The sequence below is a fragment of the Streptomyces sp. NPDC030799 genome, from assembly GCF_055572255.1.
On sequence record NZ_JBVIDS010000010.1, the window covers coordinates 77,278 to 95,046 of the forward strand.

13 protein-coding genes are annotated in these 17,769 nt (G+C 73.9%); 1 reads left to right on the top strand and 12 read right to left on the bottom strand.

Going from position 1 to position 17,769, the window contains the following annotated elements:
• Positions 1 to 17 precede the first annotated feature (17 nt).
• The 6 genes from ACZ41I_RS24635 to ACZ41I_RS24660 all read right to left on the bottom strand — a co-directional run bounded on the left by ACZ41I_RS24635 (position 18) and on the right by ACZ41I_RS24660 (position 9,285).
• A complete protein-coding gene (locus ACZ41I_RS24635) occupies positions 18 to 1,955 on the bottom strand; it encodes an acyl-CoA dehydrogenase family protein (protein WP_399770946.1) in 1,938 nt (645 codons plus the stop codon).
• A 262-nt stretch (positions 1,956 to 2,217) separates the two neighbouring features.
• Positions 2,218 to 2,787, bottom strand: coding sequence for a chorismate mutase (locus ACZ41I_RS24640; protein WP_468515070.1), 570 nt, complete (start codon positions 2,785 to 2,787; stop codon positions 2,218 to 2,220).
• Positions 2,788 to 2,859: 72 nt separating this feature from the next.
• On the bottom strand, positions 2,860 to 3,756 hold the full coding sequence (locus ACZ41I_RS24645; protein WP_468515071.1) for an SMI1/KNR4 family protein: 897 nt from the start codon (positions 3,754 to 3,756) through the stop codon (positions 2,860 to 2,862).
• Between the two features lie 373 nt (positions 3,757 to 4,129).
• Positions 4,130 to 5,500: a S53 family peptidase gene (locus ACZ41I_RS24650; protein ID WP_468515072.1), complete on the bottom strand. Its 1,371-nt coding sequence runs from the start codon at positions 5,498 to 5,500 to the stop codon at positions 4,130 to 4,132.
• A 200-nt stretch (positions 5,501 to 5,700) separates the two neighbouring features.
• Positions 5,701 to 8,568 carry a helix-turn-helix transcriptional regulator gene (locus ACZ41I_RS24655; protein ID WP_468515073.1) on the bottom strand — a complete coding sequence of 956 codons (2,868 nt, stop codon included), beginning with the start codon at positions 8,566 to 8,568 and terminating at the stop codon, positions 5,701 to 5,703.
• A 54-nt stretch (positions 8,569 to 8,622) separates the two neighbouring features.
• Entirely contained in the window at positions 8,623 to 9,285 is a 663-nt protein-coding gene (locus tag ACZ41I_RS24660; RefSeq protein WP_363217599.1) for a TetR/AcrR family transcriptional regulator, read from the bottom strand.
• A 62-nt stretch (positions 9,286 to 9,347) separates the two neighbouring features.
• On the opposite strand from ACZ41I_RS24660, the gene ACZ41I_RS24665 reads away from it, so the two are divergent.
• A complete protein-coding gene (locus ACZ41I_RS24665; protein WP_468515074.1) occupies positions 9,348 to 10,802 on the top strand; it encodes an MFS transporter in 1,455 nt (484 codons plus the stop codon).
• A 383-nt stretch (positions 10,803 to 11,185) separates the two neighbouring features.
• Here ACZ41I_RS24665 and ACZ41I_RS24670 read toward each other — a convergent pair whose 3' ends face one another.
• The 6 genes from ACZ41I_RS24670 to ACZ41I_RS24695 are packed head-to-tail and all read right to left on the bottom strand — an operon-like array spanning position 11,186 to position 17,726.
• Complete coding sequence (locus ACZ41I_RS24670; RefSeq protein ID WP_468515075.1) at positions 11,186 to 11,923, bottom strand: class I SAM-dependent methyltransferase; 738 nt, start codon at positions 11,921 to 11,923, stop codon at positions 11,186 to 11,188.
• Entirely contained in the window at positions 11,920 to 13,401 is a 1,482-nt protein-coding gene (locus tag ACZ41I_RS24675) for a flavodoxin family protein (RefSeq protein WP_468515076.1), read from the bottom strand. Before ACZ41I_RS24675 ends, ACZ41I_RS24670 begins: the two co-directional genes overlap by 4 nt.
• Positions 13,398 to 14,666 (bottom strand): bifunctional diaminohydroxyphosphoribosylaminopyrimidine deaminase/5-amino-6-(5-phosphoribosylamino)uracil reductase RibD, encoded by a 1,269-nt coding sequence (gene ribD / locus ACZ41I_RS24680; protein ID WP_468515077.1) that lies wholly within the window; start codon positions 14,664 to 14,666, stop codon positions 13,398 to 13,400. The genes ACZ41I_RS24675 and ribD overlap by 4 nt, the downstream gene beginning before the upstream one ends.
• Positions 14,663 to 15,628 (bottom strand): formylglycine-generating enzyme family protein, encoded by a 966-nt coding sequence (locus ACZ41I_RS24685; RefSeq protein WP_399771078.1) that lies wholly within the window; start codon positions 15,626 to 15,628, stop codon positions 14,663 to 14,665. Before ACZ41I_RS24685 ends, ribD begins: the two co-directional genes overlap by 4 nt.
• A gap of 14 nt (positions 15,629 to 15,642) precedes the next feature.
• Positions 15,643 to 16,998, bottom strand: a complete 1,356-nt coding sequence (locus ACZ41I_RS24690) for an SGNH/GDSL hydrolase family protein (protein ID WP_468515078.1) — start codon at positions 16,996 to 16,998, stop codon at positions 15,643 to 15,645.
• Positions 16,995 to 17,726, bottom strand: a complete 732-nt coding sequence (locus ACZ41I_RS24695; protein ID WP_468515079.1) for an SAM-dependent methyltransferase — start codon at positions 17,724 to 17,726, stop codon at positions 16,995 to 16,997. The genes ACZ41I_RS24690 and ACZ41I_RS24695 overlap by 4 nt, the downstream gene beginning before the upstream one ends.
• Between the last annotated feature and the right edge of the window lie 43 nt (positions 17,727 to 17,769).

Consider the following 17,769-nt stretch of genomic DNA (forward strand, 5'->3'; position numbering starts at 1 on the left):
GTCGCTGTAGGAGCGATTCAGTCGCCGTAGGGGCGGCGCTCACTCGGCCGGGTGGCCGGTCCGGGGGTCGCGTCGGCGATCCACGGACCGTCCCCGGACGGGTCGACGATCCCCTCCTCCAGCCAGGTGTAGGCACCGCCGAGCACGCCCTTGACCACACTGCGGTCGAGGGCGTCGGTGTTGGTCCACAGCCGGTCGAAGAGTTCCTCGACCCGGATGCGGGCCTGCCGGCAGAAGGCGTCGGCCAACTGGTAGGCCTCACGGCCGTGTTCGTCGCGGGTGCGCAGCAGTTCGGCGCGGACACAGGCCGCGCTCATCGCGAACAGTTCGGCGCCGATGTCCACGATCCGGCCGAGGAAGCCCTGCTTGGTCTCCATGCGGCCCTGCCAGCGGGACATGGCGTAGAAGGTGGAACGGGCCAGTTTGCGGGCGGTGCGTTCGACATAGCGCAGATGCCCGGACAGGTCGACTCCGTGCCTGAATTCGCCGTAGGACCTGGGCAGTTGTCCTGGTCCGGCGACCAGCTTGGGCAGCCACTTGGCGTAGAAGAGGCCCGCGTTCGCGCCCGCCTTCGCCTTGTCGGACAGGGACTTGTCGGGGTCGATGAGGTCGCCGGCGACCGCGAGGTGGGCGTCGACGGCCTCGCGGGCGATCAGCAGGTGCATGATCTCCGTCGAGCCCTCGAAGATGCGGTTGATGCGCAGGTCGCGCAGCATCTGCTCGGCCGGGACCGCCCGTTCGCCGCGCGCCCTGAGGGACTCGGCGGTCTCGTAACCGCGTCCGCCGCGGATCTGGACCAGTTCGTCGGCCATCTTCCAGGCCATCTCGGAGCCGTAGAGCTTGGCGAGGGCGGCCTCGATGCGGATGTCGTTGCGGTCCTCGTCGGCCATCTGCGAGGACAGGTCGAGGACGGCCTCCAGGGCGAAGGTGGTCGCCGCGATAAAGCTGATCTTGGAGCCGACGGCCTCGTGCAGCGCGACCGGCTTGCCCCACTGCTCGCGCTCCGCCGACCATTCCCGGGCGATCTTCAGGCACCACTTGCCGGACCCGGCGCACATCGCGGGCAGGGACAGCCGGCCGGTGTTGAGGGTGGTGAGCGCGATCTTCAGGCCCGCGCCCTCCGGGCCGATGCGGTTGGCGGCCGGTACGCGGACCTGGTGGAAGCGGGTGACGCCGTTCTCGATGCCACGCAGGCCCATGAAGGCGTTGCGGTTCTCGACGGTGACGCCCTCCGAGGTGGCCTCCACGACGAACGCGGTGATGCCGCCCTTGTGCCCCTCGGACTTCGGTACGCGCGCCATGACGACGAGCAGGTCGGCGACCACGCCGTTGGTGGTCCACAGTTTCACCCCGTCGAGGACGTAGTCGTCCCCGTCCGGTACGGCCGTGGTGGCGAGCCGCGCCGGGTCGGAGCCGACGTCCGGCTCGGTGAGCAGGAAGGCGGAGATGTCGGTGCGGGCGCAGCGGGGCAGGAAGGCGTCCTTCTGCTCCTGGGTGCCGAAGAGCTTCAGCGGCTGCGGTACGCCGATCGACTGGTGGGCTGAGAGCAGGGCGCCGACGGCGGGGCTCGCGGAGCCTGCCAGGGCGAGGGCCTTGTTGTAGTACAACTGGGTGAGGCCGAGACCGCCGTACTTGGGGTCGATCTTCATGCCGAGGGCGCCGAGTTCCTTCAGGCCCGCCACGACCTCGTCGGGGATGCGGGCCTCGCGCTCGATGCGGGCGGAGTCGATCGTGGACTCGCAGAACGCGCGCAGCTTGCCGAGGAACTCCTCGCCGCGCCGGACGCTGTCGGGGTCCGGGAGTGGGTGGGGATGGATGAGGTCGAGCCGGAAGCGCCCGAGGAACAGTTCCTTGGCGAAGCTGGGCTTGTGCCAGTCCTGCTGCCGGGCGGCCTCCGCCACCTGGCGTGCCTCGCGTTCGGTGACGGTGGTGCGTGACTGGGTGGGGGCGGACATGAGGCTCACCTCGCCGCGAAGAGGGATGATTGCGGACCGTTCGTTACCGACCAGTGCTACTGGATCGTTGGTACCCGAAACGGGCCGACCCCACCACCCCTCGCGCGTCCGAACGGCCGAAAGGTCTGCCGCAGCCGGGCTCCGGGGTGCGTACTGCTCCCCCGTGGCTCGTTCGGCATCGCGACCGCGCCCACCCGTCCAGGAGAGCTGCCGAGCCTGCGGCCGGGCCCCCCGGGGGCGGGCCCGGCCGGACGCGTCCGGGTCAGGCCCGGCAGACGGATGCCACGGAACGCACGAGCGCGCCCGTGTGCAGCAGGTCGGGGTGCTTCTCGTGGTGGACCTCGACGACGGCTACGACGAGCTCGGGCCCGCAGGCCGGGGTGGTGCGCTCCGCGGTGGTGTCGGCGAGGGTGCGGACGAGGTCCGTGTTGATGCGGTTGATCGTCTGCCGTACGACGTTCAGGTCCGGCCTGGTGGTCGGGGCCTGCTCGGGATGGGCCGTCCACCGGGCGAACAGGCCGCGCTGGACGATCTTGTTGGCTGCTATCTGGTCGCGGAAGACACGCCGGGCGTCGTCCGGATCGGCGCCGAGCTGCTCGGCCTGCGCGGCCACGGAGTCGAGGACCTGCTGTTCCCGGGCCGGGTCGTCGATGGGGCTGTCGGTGCCCCACTTGGCGGCGGCGACCAGGTCGGCGGTGGCGAGCCGTTCGGCGGCGAGCGAGGCCATGGGGCGGAGGGGCGAGGACGTGGGAGCCGCGGCCGCGGTGCCCGGCACGGCGAGCAGCGCGCCGGCGGCGGTCAGGGTGCAGATGAGGGGGGTGGAGATTCGCATGGAGTACATGGAACCCCATCCCCCGGCTTCTCAACTGCTGTTGACGGTCCCGTGGTTCTCCTTCCCCGGGGACTAGTACCTCTGGAACCAGTGGGCGCGGAAGTGACGGGCGGTCGAGAAGGGCTGCTTCGGATCGGTGAGCAGGCGATGGATGTACTCCCCGGTCGACCCGTCGAACCGGTAGGCGGTGCCGTCGTCCTCGTACGCCAGGACGGGCCATCCGTCGGGGTCGGGGCCCTCGGTGAGCCAGTAGAACGAGTCGGCCTGCACGCTGTCCGCCCATTTCAGCAGCCCGCCCGGAGCGGGGTACGGCCAGTGCGGTTCCCACAGCCGGTTGCCGTGCGCCTCGGCCCACCGGGCCAGCCACTCGCTGTGCTCGACGAGGTCGGAGTGCCGGTCGCCGGGCAGGTAGAACTGGAGGTAGCCGTCGAAGGCGCCGCGCCCGAACAGCTCGGCCAGCCGCTTGTAGTCGCGTGGCAGCGCGGTTCCCAGCCGGGCCTCTGCCGCTGCCCAGTCGACGGTGTGCGGTCGGTCCGCCACCCATCCCGTGACGGCGACGACCCGGTCCACCCAGGAGGCGTCCTCCGGCAGGTCCGCCGACGACGGTACGGCCCGCTCCGCGATGACGACGACGGGGCGTATGCCGTCGCGGGTGCGGGCGGTACCGCAGCCGGCCCACCGCCCGCCGACGGCCCATGAGCACATCTCGATCACGTCGTCGCCGAACGGAGCGAGCAGCGGCAGCCCGGTCCGCTCGCAGGCCACCGGATCGGCACGCCCGTCCGTGACCAGCGTGCGCGGCTCTCCGTACCGGTCACTCAACTGTTCGCGCAGCCCGGGCAGACCGGTCCCGGCGGACGCCGTCAGGCACACATGTCCCTTCGGGTGCCCGGCCTCCCCGCTCGCCAACTCCTTCGTGTCCGGCCAGCCCAGGGAGTGGATGGCCGCGAGCAGTTCGTGTGTGTCCATGGCGGGGAAGTGAAGCACATGCGTACTGCGGGGCGGAGTGCCGTACCGGAAAGCCCTCCGGCCCCGCTTCGTCACGCGCCACGACGTCCGCGGCGCCGCCCAGCACCGGCTCGACCAGGTCCGTACGGCCGGTGATCCCAGGACGATTCCGCCGAAGTGCCGCCATGCTTCGAGGAGTACGGGGACGTTCCCGGCCGTGCCGCTGCAGAGCGTCGGGGCCGGCTCGTCGTCCGAGGGCCTGGTCGTCCGGGTGAGACCTGCGGAGGAGGTTTCCCGCGCCGCAGGTCCCTCTGCTCGCCGCGTGCGGCACGCGCCGACGGCCCGGGTCGGGGACCCGGGCCGTCTGGGGCTTCCCCCGGTGAGTGGCGGGGCGTCAGCTGCGGTGGGCTGCCTTCGCCAGGGCCGGGACGAAGCGGAGGGCGTCCAGCGTGCCCACGCCGGTGGCCATGTCGTAGCCGTTGACGGCCTTGTAGCCCTTGACACCCTGGTAGGTGTTGTCGGTGCCGTCGTTGACGTCGACGACGCCCGGGTTCTTCTGCTTGAGAAGGGTGTAGAGGGCCCCGTTGATGTCACCCAGGCGGTGGCCGGCCACCTGGTCGGCGAGGGCGACGATGCCCGAGAAGAGCGGGCTGGCCTCGCTGGTGCCGCCGCTGACGTCCCAGCCGGTGGCGGTCGGGTCGTAGCTGGAGTACACCCAGGCACCGCCGTTGACCGCGGCGGCCATCGAGATGTCCGGGGTGCCGCGCCGGGTGCCCACGACGTTCTTCACGCCGTCCTGGAAGGACGGACGCGTGAACACGTGGGACTGGCCGCCGCCGCCCGCGCCGTAGTCGTTGTAGACGCTGTCCGGCTTGATGCGCTCACCCTTGTCGTTCAGGTGGAGCTGGGTGCCGCCGATGGAGGTGACCAGCGGGTCCGAGGAGGGCCAGGAGTTGACCCGCTTGTTGTAGTACGTCTTGCCGTCCAGCTTCATGTCCGTGGCCCCGCCGTCGCCGGAGGAGGCGAGGACGGTCACGTTCTTGCGCCGGGCGTCCTCGAAGGCGTACCGCAGCTTCTTGATGCTGGAGAAGTCGCCCTTGCCGAAGCCCGGGAAGGTGTTCTCGGTGGCGCCGAAGCTCTGGGTGATGACATCGCCGACGCCCTGGTCGATCAGGTGCTTCTCGGCGGACATCATCTCCGGCAGACCGGTGGTGCCCTCGGTCTCCGCGACCGCCGTCTCCACCAGGACGATCTTGGCGCCTGGCGCGACGGCGTGGGCCATCTCGACGTCCAGGGTGGTCTCGCCGGCCCAGCCGGTCATGTCGGAGTTCTTGGGGTCGAACTTGGGGACGTGGCCCCACTTGACGACCTTGACCTTGGTGCTGGGCAGCCCGAACTGCTTGCTGTAGACGTCCAGGTCGTGCTGGACGGTCGGGGAACCGAAGGAGTCGACGATGACGATCGTGCGGCCCTTGCCGGTGATCCCCTTCTTGTACAGGGGGTTCAGGTTGTACGCGGTGCGGTACTGCAGCGGGTTGTAGCAGTTGATGTGCCACTTGGCCTGGCACTGCGCGATGGGCAGCGGGCTGGCCACGCCGTGGACCAGGGTGTGCCCCGCGATGGCCGGTGCCGCGAAGGTGTGCGGTACGCCGGCGGGCGCGGCGGTGGTGGCGCCGGCCTGGGAGGTGGCCGCCAGTGCGGCGGCGGCGAGTGCGACGGTGGCGGCGGACGCCGCGACGCCGCGCCCGGTACGGGCTATGTGCATGTGGTCCCCTGAGAGATCCTGGGACGTCCCGAGTTGGGCGAACCAACTGGACGAAGTGGTCAGGCGCATCTCATCGGGAGAGTCATGGACAGAACAAGACTCTTGAACCGCCGATATCAAATCCTTTACCAGCAGGCAGAAAACGGGTGAGCGTTCTCCTCGGATCTCGGCCGGATGGTGATCGGCGGCACCGTGCCGGGTCACGAGGCCGGACGGAGGGTCATCGAGCAGACGGGGCGGTCCGGCGGGCCCATCGTGGTGTCGACGCGGCGCAGCGACCGGCGGCCCGGGTCGGCAAACTGCTCGGCGACGGCGGCGGGCAGGTCGGTGCGGCCGGAGACGGAGAGTTTGCGGTACACGCGGCTGAGGTGGAGTTCGACGGTACGCCGGGTGACGTACAGGCGGTCGGCGATCTCCTTGTTTGTCAGGCCCTCGGCGGCCAGCAGCGCGGTGCGGTGCTCGGCCGGGGTGAGGGCGTCGAGGCCGGTCTCGGCGCCGCGCCGGGGACGGGCGCCCGCCGAGGCCAGGTCGTCGCGCAGCGCGGCGACGAGGGCCCAGGCGCCGCACTTCTCGGCCAGGGCGAGAGCGGCGCGCAGTTGTTCGCGGGCCTGGCGGTTCTTGCGCAGCAGCCGCAGTTCGTGGCCCAGGGAGCGCAGCACACGGGCCTGTTCCAGCCACGCCCCGGAGTCCTGGAGCAATTCGGCCGCCTCGTTCAGGAGGGGGGCGCGCCGGCCGCCCCGGGTGACGAGGGCGAGCGTGTGCAGGGCGGCGGCGACGGCGTGCGGAGCGCCCCAGCCGCGGGCCAGTTCGAGTTCCTCGCGGGCCAGCCGTTCCGCGGTGGCAGTGTCGCCCGCCTCGGCGTAGAGGGCGGCGGCGGCCGAGCGCCACGGACAGCGGGCCTGGTGGTACATGCCGTCCGGCAGCCTGCGCCCGCATTCCTCCAGGTCGGCGAGTGCGGCCTGGGTGCGGCCGAGCGTCCCGTTCAGCCGCCCCCGGTGGAACAGCAGGTCGGGCAGCGCCGTCGCGGGCAGTTCGATGAGCGCCAGGTCGTCCAGCAGCAGCCGGCGCGCCCCGTCCAGGTCCCCGGTCTCCAGGAGGATGCCACCGAGCCGGCAGCGGGCCATGCCGCTGCCCACCCAGATCCCGGGCGGCCCCTCCGCGAGGGCCGTGCGGGCCGCCCGGGCGGCCTCGCTCAGCCGCCCGGCCTTGTAGCCGCACGCGGCCAGGACGGTCTGGGCGAGGGCCGCCATGGTGTGGGCGCCCTCCTCGCGGGCCTCGGCGGCCAACACCCGGCAGGCGTCCAGGGCATCGTCGTGGTGCCCCGCATCGCACAGCAGTTGGGCGAGCAGCAGCCGGAGCGGGGTGGTGGGCACGTCGGACGGGTCGTCGGGTTCGCTCAGCCCGGTGCGGGCGTACCGGACGACCTCCTCGCGGCGTCCCCCGTGCGCCCAGGCGGCGAGCGCCGACAGCGTCGCCTGGGCACAGCGCACCCATGGGGTGCGGACGGCGGTGGGGTCGACCGGGACGGGCAGCGGCGTGCCGTTGCCACCGGTGATCAGGGTGAGGACGCCGAGGAGAGCACGGGCGCCGGCGGCCGGTTCCTGGGCCGGGTCGAGTGGGCCCAGGTCCGCGAGCGCGGTCCGCAGGGCGTGACGGGCGCCGTTCAGGTCGCCGTCCAGGGCGGTGGCCTGGACGAGGTTGACGAGGGTGGCGAGGGCGGCGGTGTCGCCGCCGTGGCGGGGCCGGGGCAGGGCGCGCAGCCGGCTGACGGCGGTGGCGGGCGCGTCGGCGGAGAGCAGGACCCGGCTGAGCCGGCGCAGCAGTTCGGGCTGGTCGCCCGCTCCCCCTTCCTGGAAGCAGCGCTCCAGCAGGGTGCGGGCCTCGCCCAGGTCGTGCCGGGACAGGGCGGCGCAGGCGGAGTCGAACAGCAGCCGGTAGGCCCAGCGTTCGCCGATGCGCGTGGCGTGCCGCAGGTGGTGGACCACCTCGCGGGCGGGGGCGGCGGAGGCGTGCAGGGCGTGGGCCGCCGCCGTGTGCAGCCGGGCGTGTTCGCTGGGCGGCAGCGCGGCGAGGAAGGAGACCCGCATCATCGGCTGGGCGAAGGCCACGCCCTCGCGGGTCTGCTGGAGCACACCGCAGAGCACGAGGGTATGGAGCATGTCGGCGGCTTCGGTGCGGGAGATGCCGACGAGGTCGGCGACCAGGGCGGCGGTGCCCGCGCGCACGCTGACGGCGACGGAGTCCAGGGCCCGGCCGACACCGGGGAAACGTTCCTCGAACCGGGCGGCGACGGTCTGCGCGACCTCCACCGAACCGAGCGAGCCGATCTGCTCGCAGGTCGGTTCGGTGACGGTGCCGGCGCGTCTGAGTTCGCGCAGCAGGGCGTGCACCAGAAGCGGGTTGCCGCCGGTGGCCCGGTGGCAGGCCTGCACCAGGGCATCGGCGACGGGGCGGCCGAAGAAGGAGTTCAGCAGGTAGCCGACGGCGTCGAGGTCCAGGCCGGACAGCACGGTGCGCTGGTGGAAGTCGGAGACGACGCGGGCGAGGGCAGTCGTGCCGTCATCGCCGCGCGCGGGGCCGTCGCCGCGTGCCGTGGCGGCGCGGCGCGGGGCCAGGCCGGGGGCGATCGTGGCCAGCAGCGCCACCGGCAGCCCCTCCAGACGAGCCATCAGACGTTCCAGCCAGCACAGCGAACGCCGGTCGGCCCAGTGCAGGTCGTCCACCGCGATCAGCAGCGGAGTGCGTGGGGTGAGCGCGCCGATGAGCTGGTCGAGCCGGCCGGCGGCGGCCTCGGGGGTGTCCGGTTCCCCGGCAGGCGGCCCGGCCGACGCGCCTTCCGCTGTCTTCAGTTGGCGCAGTACGTCGCAGGTGAGGGCGGGGCCGGACGGGCGGGCGCGGAGGGAGATCGTGTCGAATCCGGCGGCGCGCGCGGTTCTGACGGCGACGCGCATCAGATAGGACTTGCCGGACCCGATGCCCCCTTCCAGCAGGAGGCTGGCCCCCGCGCTGGACGCCGCCGACGCCAGAAGCCTTTGTAAACCGGACGCTTCACAATCGCGGCTCAGCACATCAATCCCTTCTTCGTACCGTTCGCCCTGGACTCCGTGTCACCCGGTGCGGTGTCAGACGCCGTCCACGGCCTGGTGCTGGCTGCGCCACTGCGGCGTGGCCACGCCGGTGAGGACCAGCTCCACCACGTCCTCGGCCAGGGTGGGCGTGAGCGGCAGATGCCCGAAGAGCACCCGGTAGTAGACGGTGGCGCCGAGCATGTCCAGCAGCAGGTCGATGTCGGCGTCGGGTCGGATGTCACCGCGCCGGATGCCCCGGCGCAGGGCGGCGGCCGTGGCGGCCCGGCGCGGGTGGAACAGCCCGTTCAGGAACTCCGATTCCAGTTCCTCGTCGTCGGCGAGGTCCGCGATCAGCGCGGGCAGCGCGCGCCGCCCGACGGTGGTGGTGAACGCATGACTCAGGGTGCGGATCCCGGCGATCAGGTCGCAGTGGGTGCAGCCGGTGTCCGGGGTCGGTGAGGTGCCCATCGTGTGTACGAGCGCGCTGACCACGAGGTGCTGCCTGGAGCGCCAGCGGCGGCGCAGGGTGGGCTTGCTGGTGCCGGCCCGGGCGGCGACCGCCTCCAGCGTCAGCCGGCCGTAGCCGACCTCGTTGAGGATCTCCACCACGGCGCGCCGTACCGCGCCGTCGATGCGTTCGTCGCGCGGGCGGCCTCGCGACCGCTGATGCGCCGTCATGGGGGAGGCGCCCGCGGCGCCTTGTGGCGTGCTCACCATGCTCCTAGTATATTTATAATTCCGTTCCGGATCGGAACGTAATTCTCACACGAGGAGACCTGATGTCTCAACACGCCGACGAGTTACCGGAAGCACCGGGGCGGCCCGCGACCGTCGCCGAGCCCGCGCAACCGGCGCAGGCCGAGAGCGTCTTCTCCGGCCCGTACCGCGCGCTGAGTCTCGGCGTGATCCTTTCGGTGAGCATGGTCGCGTTCGAGTCCCTGGGCGTGGCCACGGTGCTGCCCGACATCGCCCGCAGTCTGGACGGTCTGGGCGCCTACGGGTGGGGCCTGTCGGCACTGATGCTCGCCAATATCATCGGCACCGTGCTCGCGGGCCGGGCCGCCGACCGCCGGGGTCCGTGGGGGCCGGTGGCCGTGGGGATGGCCGTCTTCGCGGTGGGCTGCGCGGTGGCCGGCGCGGCCGGCTCCTGGCCGCTGTTCCTGGTGGGCCGCTTCCTCCAGGGCCTGGGCGTGGGCGCCGTGATGGCCATGGCCTACACGGTGATCGGTCTGGCCTACCCGGAGCACCTGCGGGCCCGGATGTTCGCCCTGCTCTCCTCGGCGTGGACGATCCCGTCGCTGATCGGCCCGGTCATCGCGGGCACGCTGGCGGACAGTGTCAGCTGGCGGGCGGTGTTCCTCCTGATGCTGCCGATCGTGGCGATCGCGGCGCTGCTCACGCTGCCCGGTCTGCGCCGCCTGGAGCGCCCGCGGGCCGAGGAGTCGGCGGCCCCGCCCGAGCCGTGGTGGCAGGGCCCGCTGGCCAGTGCCGTGCTGCTGACGGTGGGCACCGGAGTGCTGCTCCAGGCGCTGCTGCTGAAGAACATGGTCCTGCTGGTCGTGTTCGCGGTGGTCGGCATCGCCGTCGCCCTGCCGGCGCTGCGCCGGGTCACCCCGGAGGGGACCCTGACGGCGCGCGCGGGGCTGGGTGCCGGTGTGGTCATCCGGGGCCTGCTGTGCGGGGTGTACTTCGGCAGTGAGGCGTATCTGCCGCTGGGCCTGCAGGAGTTGCGCGGGCAGAGCGCGTGGGCGGCCGGCCTCGGCCTGTCGGCGGGTGCCATCGCCTGGGTGGTGGGCTCGGCCTGGCAGGCCAAGCGGGACGCCCGGGCGGGCGGGCGGACCGGCAGCGTGGTCCTCGGCTTCGTCGTCCTGCTGCTGGGCGTGGCCGTGATCGCCCTGTCGATCCTGACCGAGTCGGTCCCGGCGTGGCTCGCGGTCGTGGGCTGGGCCGTCGGCGGCATCGGCATGGGTGTGGCGTTCAACGCCGCCACGACCGACACACTGGAGCAGACTCCGGCGGAGCGGCAGGGCGAGATGAGCGGGGCGCTCCAGCTCGCCCAGACCCTCGCCACCGGTGTGGTCGCCGGGCTCGGCGGCGCGGCGCTGGCCATCGCCGAGCACTACGACTCGACGACGCGTACGGCGCTGGGCGGCCTGTTCGCCTTCACGGCGCTGCTGGCCGTGATCGGCGTCCTGCTCTCCCGGCGCCTGCGGCCCGCGGCCACGGCGCAGTGAGGTTTCCCGGCCGGGCCCCCGGGTCCGGCCGGGAAACGGCCGGTGCCGGTCTTTGGGGATCGCCGGCACCGCGCCGAAGGGTGCTCCACTGCTTGGGCTGCGGTGGAAGCATCGCTGTTACAAGGCGTCCGGCACGGGGACGGCTCACCGTGCCGGACGCCGAACGGCCCGCCGCATGCACCGTGTCGACGGGCAGGCGGGCCGGGTGTCCCTCCCCCAAGCTGCCGTCGGGGTGATCCGGGCGGACGGTCGGCGTATCCATTCCCCCGTCGCGCCACACCGGACCGAGCCGGACACCCCGGCGGCACAAAGGAGTCCTCGTCCAGCCGTTCAGCACGGCCGGACGAGGACTCCCGTCCTTCCCGCTCCCCGGATGCGCGCGGTCAGGCCCGGCAGTGGAACATGGTCAGCGGCGGGTTGGCGAGGAAGTCCGCCCAGTAGTCGGCGCCCCGGTCCCGCAGGCCGTCCTCCGGCACGTGCAGCGGCACCCACGTGAGGTCGTGGAAGCCGGCCTTGCGCAGGCTCTGCTCGTACACCTCGCGCCGCGGGTACGACGTCACGAACTCCACCGGCGGGTCGAGCAGCGCGGTGATACGCACCCGGGGGCCGATCGGGCCCTCCCCGACCGGCTCGTACGTGAAGCCGTACTTGGCCATGTCCGGGCCGTCGAAGCGGTAGGCGGGCGCCTGGGTCAGCACACAGAAGCGGGCGCCGGGCCTCAGGCTGCGGTGCACCGACTCGCACATGCGCTCCATCGCCGCGGCGTCCTCGGCGTAGTTGAGCAGGTACACGGCGCTCGCCACGTCGAACGGGCGCTCCGGCTCGGGCAGTTCGGCGATGTCGGCGACGGCGTACCGCACGCCGAGCGGGGCGCGCTCCTCCATCGCGCGGGCAGCGGCGACCATCTCGGTGGAGATGTCGACGCCCAGCACGTCGGCGGCGCCCAGGCGTTTGATCTGCCGGGTGTAGAAGCCGGTGCCGCAGGCCAGGTCAAGCACCGACGCGCCGCGGACGTCACCGAGCATCGCGAGGAAGCTCGCGGACTCCGCGTAGTGGGCCATCGGCAGCGACTTGAAGCCCTCGTAGGTCTCGCCGATCTCGTCGTACTGCTGCACGCTCATGCCGTGCTCCTTCCATTGGTGCGGGTGACAAACCGCTCGGGGTCGGTGCGCACGGTGTCCTGCCGTACCGTGCGGCGCGGGCGCGGGGCGCGGCGGAGCAGGTCGCCCGCGAGGGCGGTGCGCCGGCCCTGGTGGGCCACGGCGGCCCTGGCCTGCGGAGTGGGCACGTCGCCCGCGGTCCGGGGGTGGCAGGTGCCGTAGGGGTTGCCGCCCGCCGCCTCGACGGCCGGGTCGGTATAGCCGGGCGGGACCAGCACCGCGCCGGCGTGCAGCAGCATGTGGCCGAGGCCGAGGACGGCCGTCTCCGAACCGGCGTGCGTCGCCGGGCTGGTGGCGAAGCCGCTCGCCGGTTTGCCCCAGAGCGGGCTCCGGCCGCCCTCGGCGGGCTCCAGCGCCTGTACGAAGTCCAGCAGCGGCGCGGCCAGGGCGCCCAGCCGGACCGGCGCGCCGAACAGCACCGCGTCGGCCCAGGCGATGTCCTCGGGGGTGGCGGGCACGGCCCAGGGCCCCAGCCATGTCGCGGGACGGCCCCCGCGCCCGCCCGGCACCCGCCGCAGCCGCACCCGTGAGCCGAGGGCCCGCCCTGCCGCGGCGGCCTCCTGAGCGAGGATCCGGGTGGCGGCGTCCTCACCGTGGTAGACGACGGCGAGTCGGACGGGACGGGGCGTGGCGTCGAGTCGGCCGGAGCGCGCGCGACGGGCAACACCGTCCGCCCGACCACCGGCCGGCGCCCCGCCCGGCCCCACTCCGGCAGCGACCCCGGAACACGCGGGGCGGACAACGCTGTCCGTCGGGCCTTCGGGCAGCGCTCCGTGCGGCCCGGCTCCGGGGGCGGGCTCGCCCGGGGCGGTGGCGTCGGCTTGCCCCGCCGGTGCCGGCCGCCGGGCGGGGACGGTGGTCAGCAGGGGTGACATGGCGGGTGTGGCGCGGGCCCGGGCCGTGAGGTGGGCCAGGCGGCGGCCCAGGGCTCGGGCAGCCGCGCGCTCGTGCGGGGCCGGGTCGCCCCGGTGGTTGTCGGCGGCCAGCCCGTACGGTGTGCCGCCCGCCGCGCGGGTGACCGGGTCGGCCGGGTCGGCCCCGGCCACCCAGCAGCCCCAGTGGTACAGGGTGTGCTGAAGGGCCGTCAATGTCGCCTCCCGGCCGCCGTGCCGCTGGGTGGAGACGGTGATGCCGGTCGCCACCCGGTCGGCCAGCAGTCCCTGCCGCCACAGCGGTGACGTGGACTCCAGGAACCGTTTGAACGGCGAGGACACATTGCCGTAGTACGTGGGACAGGCCAGCACCAGTCCGTCCGCCCACAGGACGTCCTCCGGTTCGGCCGGCCGCTCGGGCCATCCCGGATCTGCGGCTCCGTCGTCCGCGACGCGCAGCAGCCGCACCTCGGCGCCGGCCTCCCGCGCCCCCTCGGCGGCGAGCGCGGCCAGCGCGCGCACGGTGCCGTGCCGGCTGTGGTACACCACCGCGATCCGGTGGCTCATGCCCCGCCTCCCTCCGCCGTACGGCTCTCCGCGCGCTCCGGATCCGGTCCCGTGCGGCTCCCGGCGGCGGCTGCCGTCGCGTCGGCCGGCAGGTCCCGCGTGCGCAGCAGCAGCCGTACGTCGTCGCCGAGGCGGGTCACCTCGCCCAGCCGCAGCCGCAGGCCCGCCAGGAGGGTGCCGGCGCCGAAGTCGCCGAGGACGGGGCGGGCGGGGGCGCCCAGCACCACGGGCGCCACGTACGCCACGACCCGGTCCAAAAGGCCCTGGGCGACGCAGGACGCGGCGAGTCGGGCGCCGCCCTCCAGCAGGACCGAGCGCACGCCCCGGCCCCACAGATGTCCGAGCAGGGCGGCGAGGTCGAGCGCACCGTCGGTGACCGGCACCCGCAGCACCTCGTGCCGGCCGGGCAGCGTCGGCCCGGGCGTGTGCGGCCCGGTGACCACGAGGGTGGGGGCCGTGTCGTCGAGCACGCGCGCGTGCCGCGCGATGGTGCCGTCGCGGTCCAGGACGACACGCAGCGGAGGCGCGCCCGCCACGCCGTGCCGCAGGCCCAGGTGCGGGTCGTCGGTGCGCAGGGTGCCGGAGCCGACCAGCACCGCGTCGTGCGCGGCGCGCAGGGTGTGCGCGTCCTGCCGCGACTCGGGGCCGGTGATCCACCGGGAGGTGCCGTCCGGCGCCGCCGCCCGGCCGTCCAGGGTGCCGCCGAACTTCCATGTCACGCACGGCCGTCCCCGGCGGACGGCGGTCAGCCACAGCTCGTTGCCGCGCTCGGCCTCGGCACGCAGCACCCCGCCGGTCACCTCGACCCCGGCGTCCCGCAGCCGCCGCGCGCCGCCCGCCGCCGTCGGGTCGGGGTCCGGCACCGCGTACACCACGCGGGCGATGCCGGCCCGCAGCAGCGCCTCGGTGCAGGGCCCGGTGCGGCCCTGGTGCGAACAGGGCTCCAGGGTGACCACAGCGGTCCCGCCGCGCGCTCGGTCCCCGGCCGCGGCCAGCGCCTCGACCTCGGCGTGGGGCCGGCCGGCACCCCGGTGGAAACCCTCCCCCACCGGGGTGCCGTCCGCGCCGAGGACCACGCAGCCGACGACGGGGTTGGGGCTGGTCCGGCCCAGCGCCGTCGCGGCCAGCTCGACGGCCCGGCGCATGGCGGACTCCTCGGCCGAGGACGCCGGCGGCGGGGTCGGCTCCTCGGCCGAGGAGCCGGGTGCCGGGACCGGCTCGTCGGACGGGTACGGACTCCGAGTGGCCGTCACCCGCCCCGTCACGGCGTCTCCGCGAGCCGGAAGCCCATGGCGTAGATGTCGCGGTCGTACCAGCCGTGGCGGCGTCGGGTGCGGGCCAGGTCGCCGAAGCGGGTGAAGCTGCCGCCCCGGGCGATGCGGTACCTGCCCCGGGTGACGGCCAGATCGTCGGCGACGGCGCTGCCGCCGGGGTAGGGCCGGTAGTCGTCGGCGGTGTACTCCTCGACGTTGCCCGCCATGTCGTGCACTCCGAACGGGGAGCGTCCGGCCGGATGCACGCCGATCGGGGTGGTGGACAGCGGCCCGGCCTCCACGGTGTTGGCACGGTCCCGCTCGAACGACTCGCCCCAGGGGAACTCCCGCCCCTCGGGACCGGCAGCGGCGTACTCCCACTCCGCCTCGGTCGGCAGCCGGAAGGCGCGGCCGGTACGGGCCGAGAGCCAGGCGGCGTAGGCGTCGGCGGCCTCGGGCGACACGGTCCACACCGGGTGGTTGCCGAGTCCCTCGGGGTAGCCGCCGAACCGCCAGGAGGTCGGCAGCGCCGTGCGGCCGGTGTCCTCCAGGAAGCGCCGGTACTCGGCGTTGGTGACCGGGTGCAGCGCGATACGGAACGCCGGGAGCTCCACCTCGTGCACGGGGCACTCCTTCGCGATCCAGTCCTCGATCACCCCGGCGTGCCGCCAGCGCGCGGTGACCCGGCCGACCTCGTCGGGGTCCAGGCCGAGCCGGACGCGGGCGGCGGGGACGTCCGCCATCGGCGGGTCGTCGGGACGGATGCGGGGGTCGCCGATCAGGCCGAGCACCCAACCGGCCGCGTAGCGGCGCGGAAAGGACAGCTCGGGGTCCTCCGCGACCGCGACGAGGGTGTCGGCGGGCGCGCCCAGCAGGTCACGGTGGTCCCGCAGCAGCCAGGGGCCGGTGCGTGCCACGAAGGAGTCGGGCAGACCCATCGCGGCCCGGTCGGACAGGGTGTTGGGGTTGGCCATCGCCGGGGCGCCGGTCACGGGTGCCTCCCATCGGTGTGCGCTACGGAGTCCGCCGGGGCACCGGCGGTGAGCAGGTCGGTCGGCACGGCGCCGGCCACCGCCCGGTAGCCGGCGTCGTTGAGGTGGATGTGGTCTCCGGAGTCGTAACCGGAGCGCACCCGCTGCGGGTCGGCGGGGTCGCGCACGACCGCGTCGAAGTCGGCGACGGCGTCGAAGTCCCGGGAGGTGCGCAGCGCCGCGTTCAGCGCGACCCGCTGCCGCTCGGCGTCGGCCGTCCACAGCGCCGAGTCCTTGAACGGCGTGAGGGTGCCCACGATGACCGGTATGCCGCGCGCGTGCAGCCGCTCGGCGAGAGTGCGCAGCCCGGCCAGGACCTCATCGGCGCTCGCGCCGGGGGTGAGCTGGAGGTCGTTGATGCCTTCGTAGAGGACGGTGGCACGCACCCCGGACTGGTTCAGCACGTCCCGGTCGAGCCGGCCGAGTGCGCTGGTGCCGCGCTGCGGACGGTCGGTCTCGGCGCCGTCGCGCAGCACCCGGTTGCCGCCGATGCCCTTGTTGAGCACGCCGAGGCCCCGGGTGGCGGGGACGGCGGCGAGCCGGCGGGCGAAGGCGTCGGTCCAGCGGCCGTTGCCGTTGTCGGTGGAACCGCCGCCGTCCGTCTGCGAGTCGCCGAGCGCGACGACGGTGCCGCGCGTGGCCGGGCCGCGCACGTCGACGCCGGTCAGGAAGAACCAGGAGGTGGCGGCGTCGGTGAAGGCAGCCGCGCCCTGGTCACCGGTGTGGTCGCCGGGCTCGGAGAGGTAGTTGGTCTGGTGGGCGAGCCAGTGCCAGGTGGTGGGGCCGGTCGCCTTGGGCAGGTGGACGCTGACCAGCAGGTCGGCGTCGGCGGGCACGTCGTAGGGCAGCGGATCGCTGACGGTCTCCGTCCCGGCGGGCACGACGGTGCCCGGTGCGCCACCGAAGGTGACCGGGCGAAGACTGCCGGGGACGGCTGCCGCCGAGGCGGGCGACTCGGCACGGCCCACCGTGACCCGGCCGAGCACCAGGTCCCGGGTGCCGTGGACGGCGGACAGCCGCAGCCGCAGCGCACCGCCGCCGACCGAGGTGTGCACGATCATGCGTACGGTGCGGTCCTCGATGCCGGTCTGCGAGACGCCGTCCGGTGCGGCGGGTGCCGGTGCGGTGCCCCAGGTGCCGGACCAGGTGCCCCCGGCGGCGCCCGCGGTGGGGCGGGCGGCGGCCGAGGGGGCGGTGCCCAGCAGGGAGCCGCCCAGCAGCGCGGCCGTGGTCAGCTCCGCGAGCACGCCGGACAGCCGGCCGCCGCGTCGGCGGGCCGGCACCGGCTCGCCCTCGGTGCGGACCGCACTCATCGCTCCCCGTCCCCGGAGGTGCCCGAGCCCGTTCCCGTGCTCGCGTCGGCGGCGCGGTAGGTGCCCACCAGGTAGTGCAGCCCGCCCGTCCCGCGCGGCACCAGCCGCACCTCAACGGGACTGAAGCCGTGCGCGGTGACCAGCTCGGTCAGCTCCGCCTCGGTGAACTCCCGGTACAGGCGCCGCGCCCCGTTGGCGAAGAGCCGGCCCGGGCCGTCCGCCGACTGGAACACGGACACCGTGAACAGGCCTCCGGGGCGCAGCAGTTCGTGGATCCGGCCGAGGTAGCGGCCGTAGCCGTCGGGGTGCTGGTGGTGCAGGCAGCCGTTGTCGAGGACGGCGTCGTAGACGGCCGTGCCGTCCAGGTCGGGCAGCGAGGACACCTCGAACCGCGCCCGCCCCTGGCTGCGGGCGGTGATCTCGGCCCACTCGGGGGACTCGACGAGGTCGATGCCGGTGACCCGGCAGCCCGCGGCGCTCAGGACGGCGGCGTCGCGGCCGTGTCCGGTGCCGATGTCGAGGATGTGCGCGTCGGCACGGTCGCCGAGGGCGCGCAGCAGCAGGCGGGGAGCCTCGCGCATGGCCTCCTCCGCGGTCCACACGTCGCGCCCATTGACGTAGTGGTCCTGGAAGTCGGAGCGCAGCACGTCCGCGTACGCCGTCTCGTCGAGCGGCGGAGCAGGCGTGGGAGAGACGGAGTAACGGTCGGCTATCCGGTGGCTGGGCATGGGTCATTCAGTCCTGTCGTGTGGGGCGGACGAGGGCGGCCGC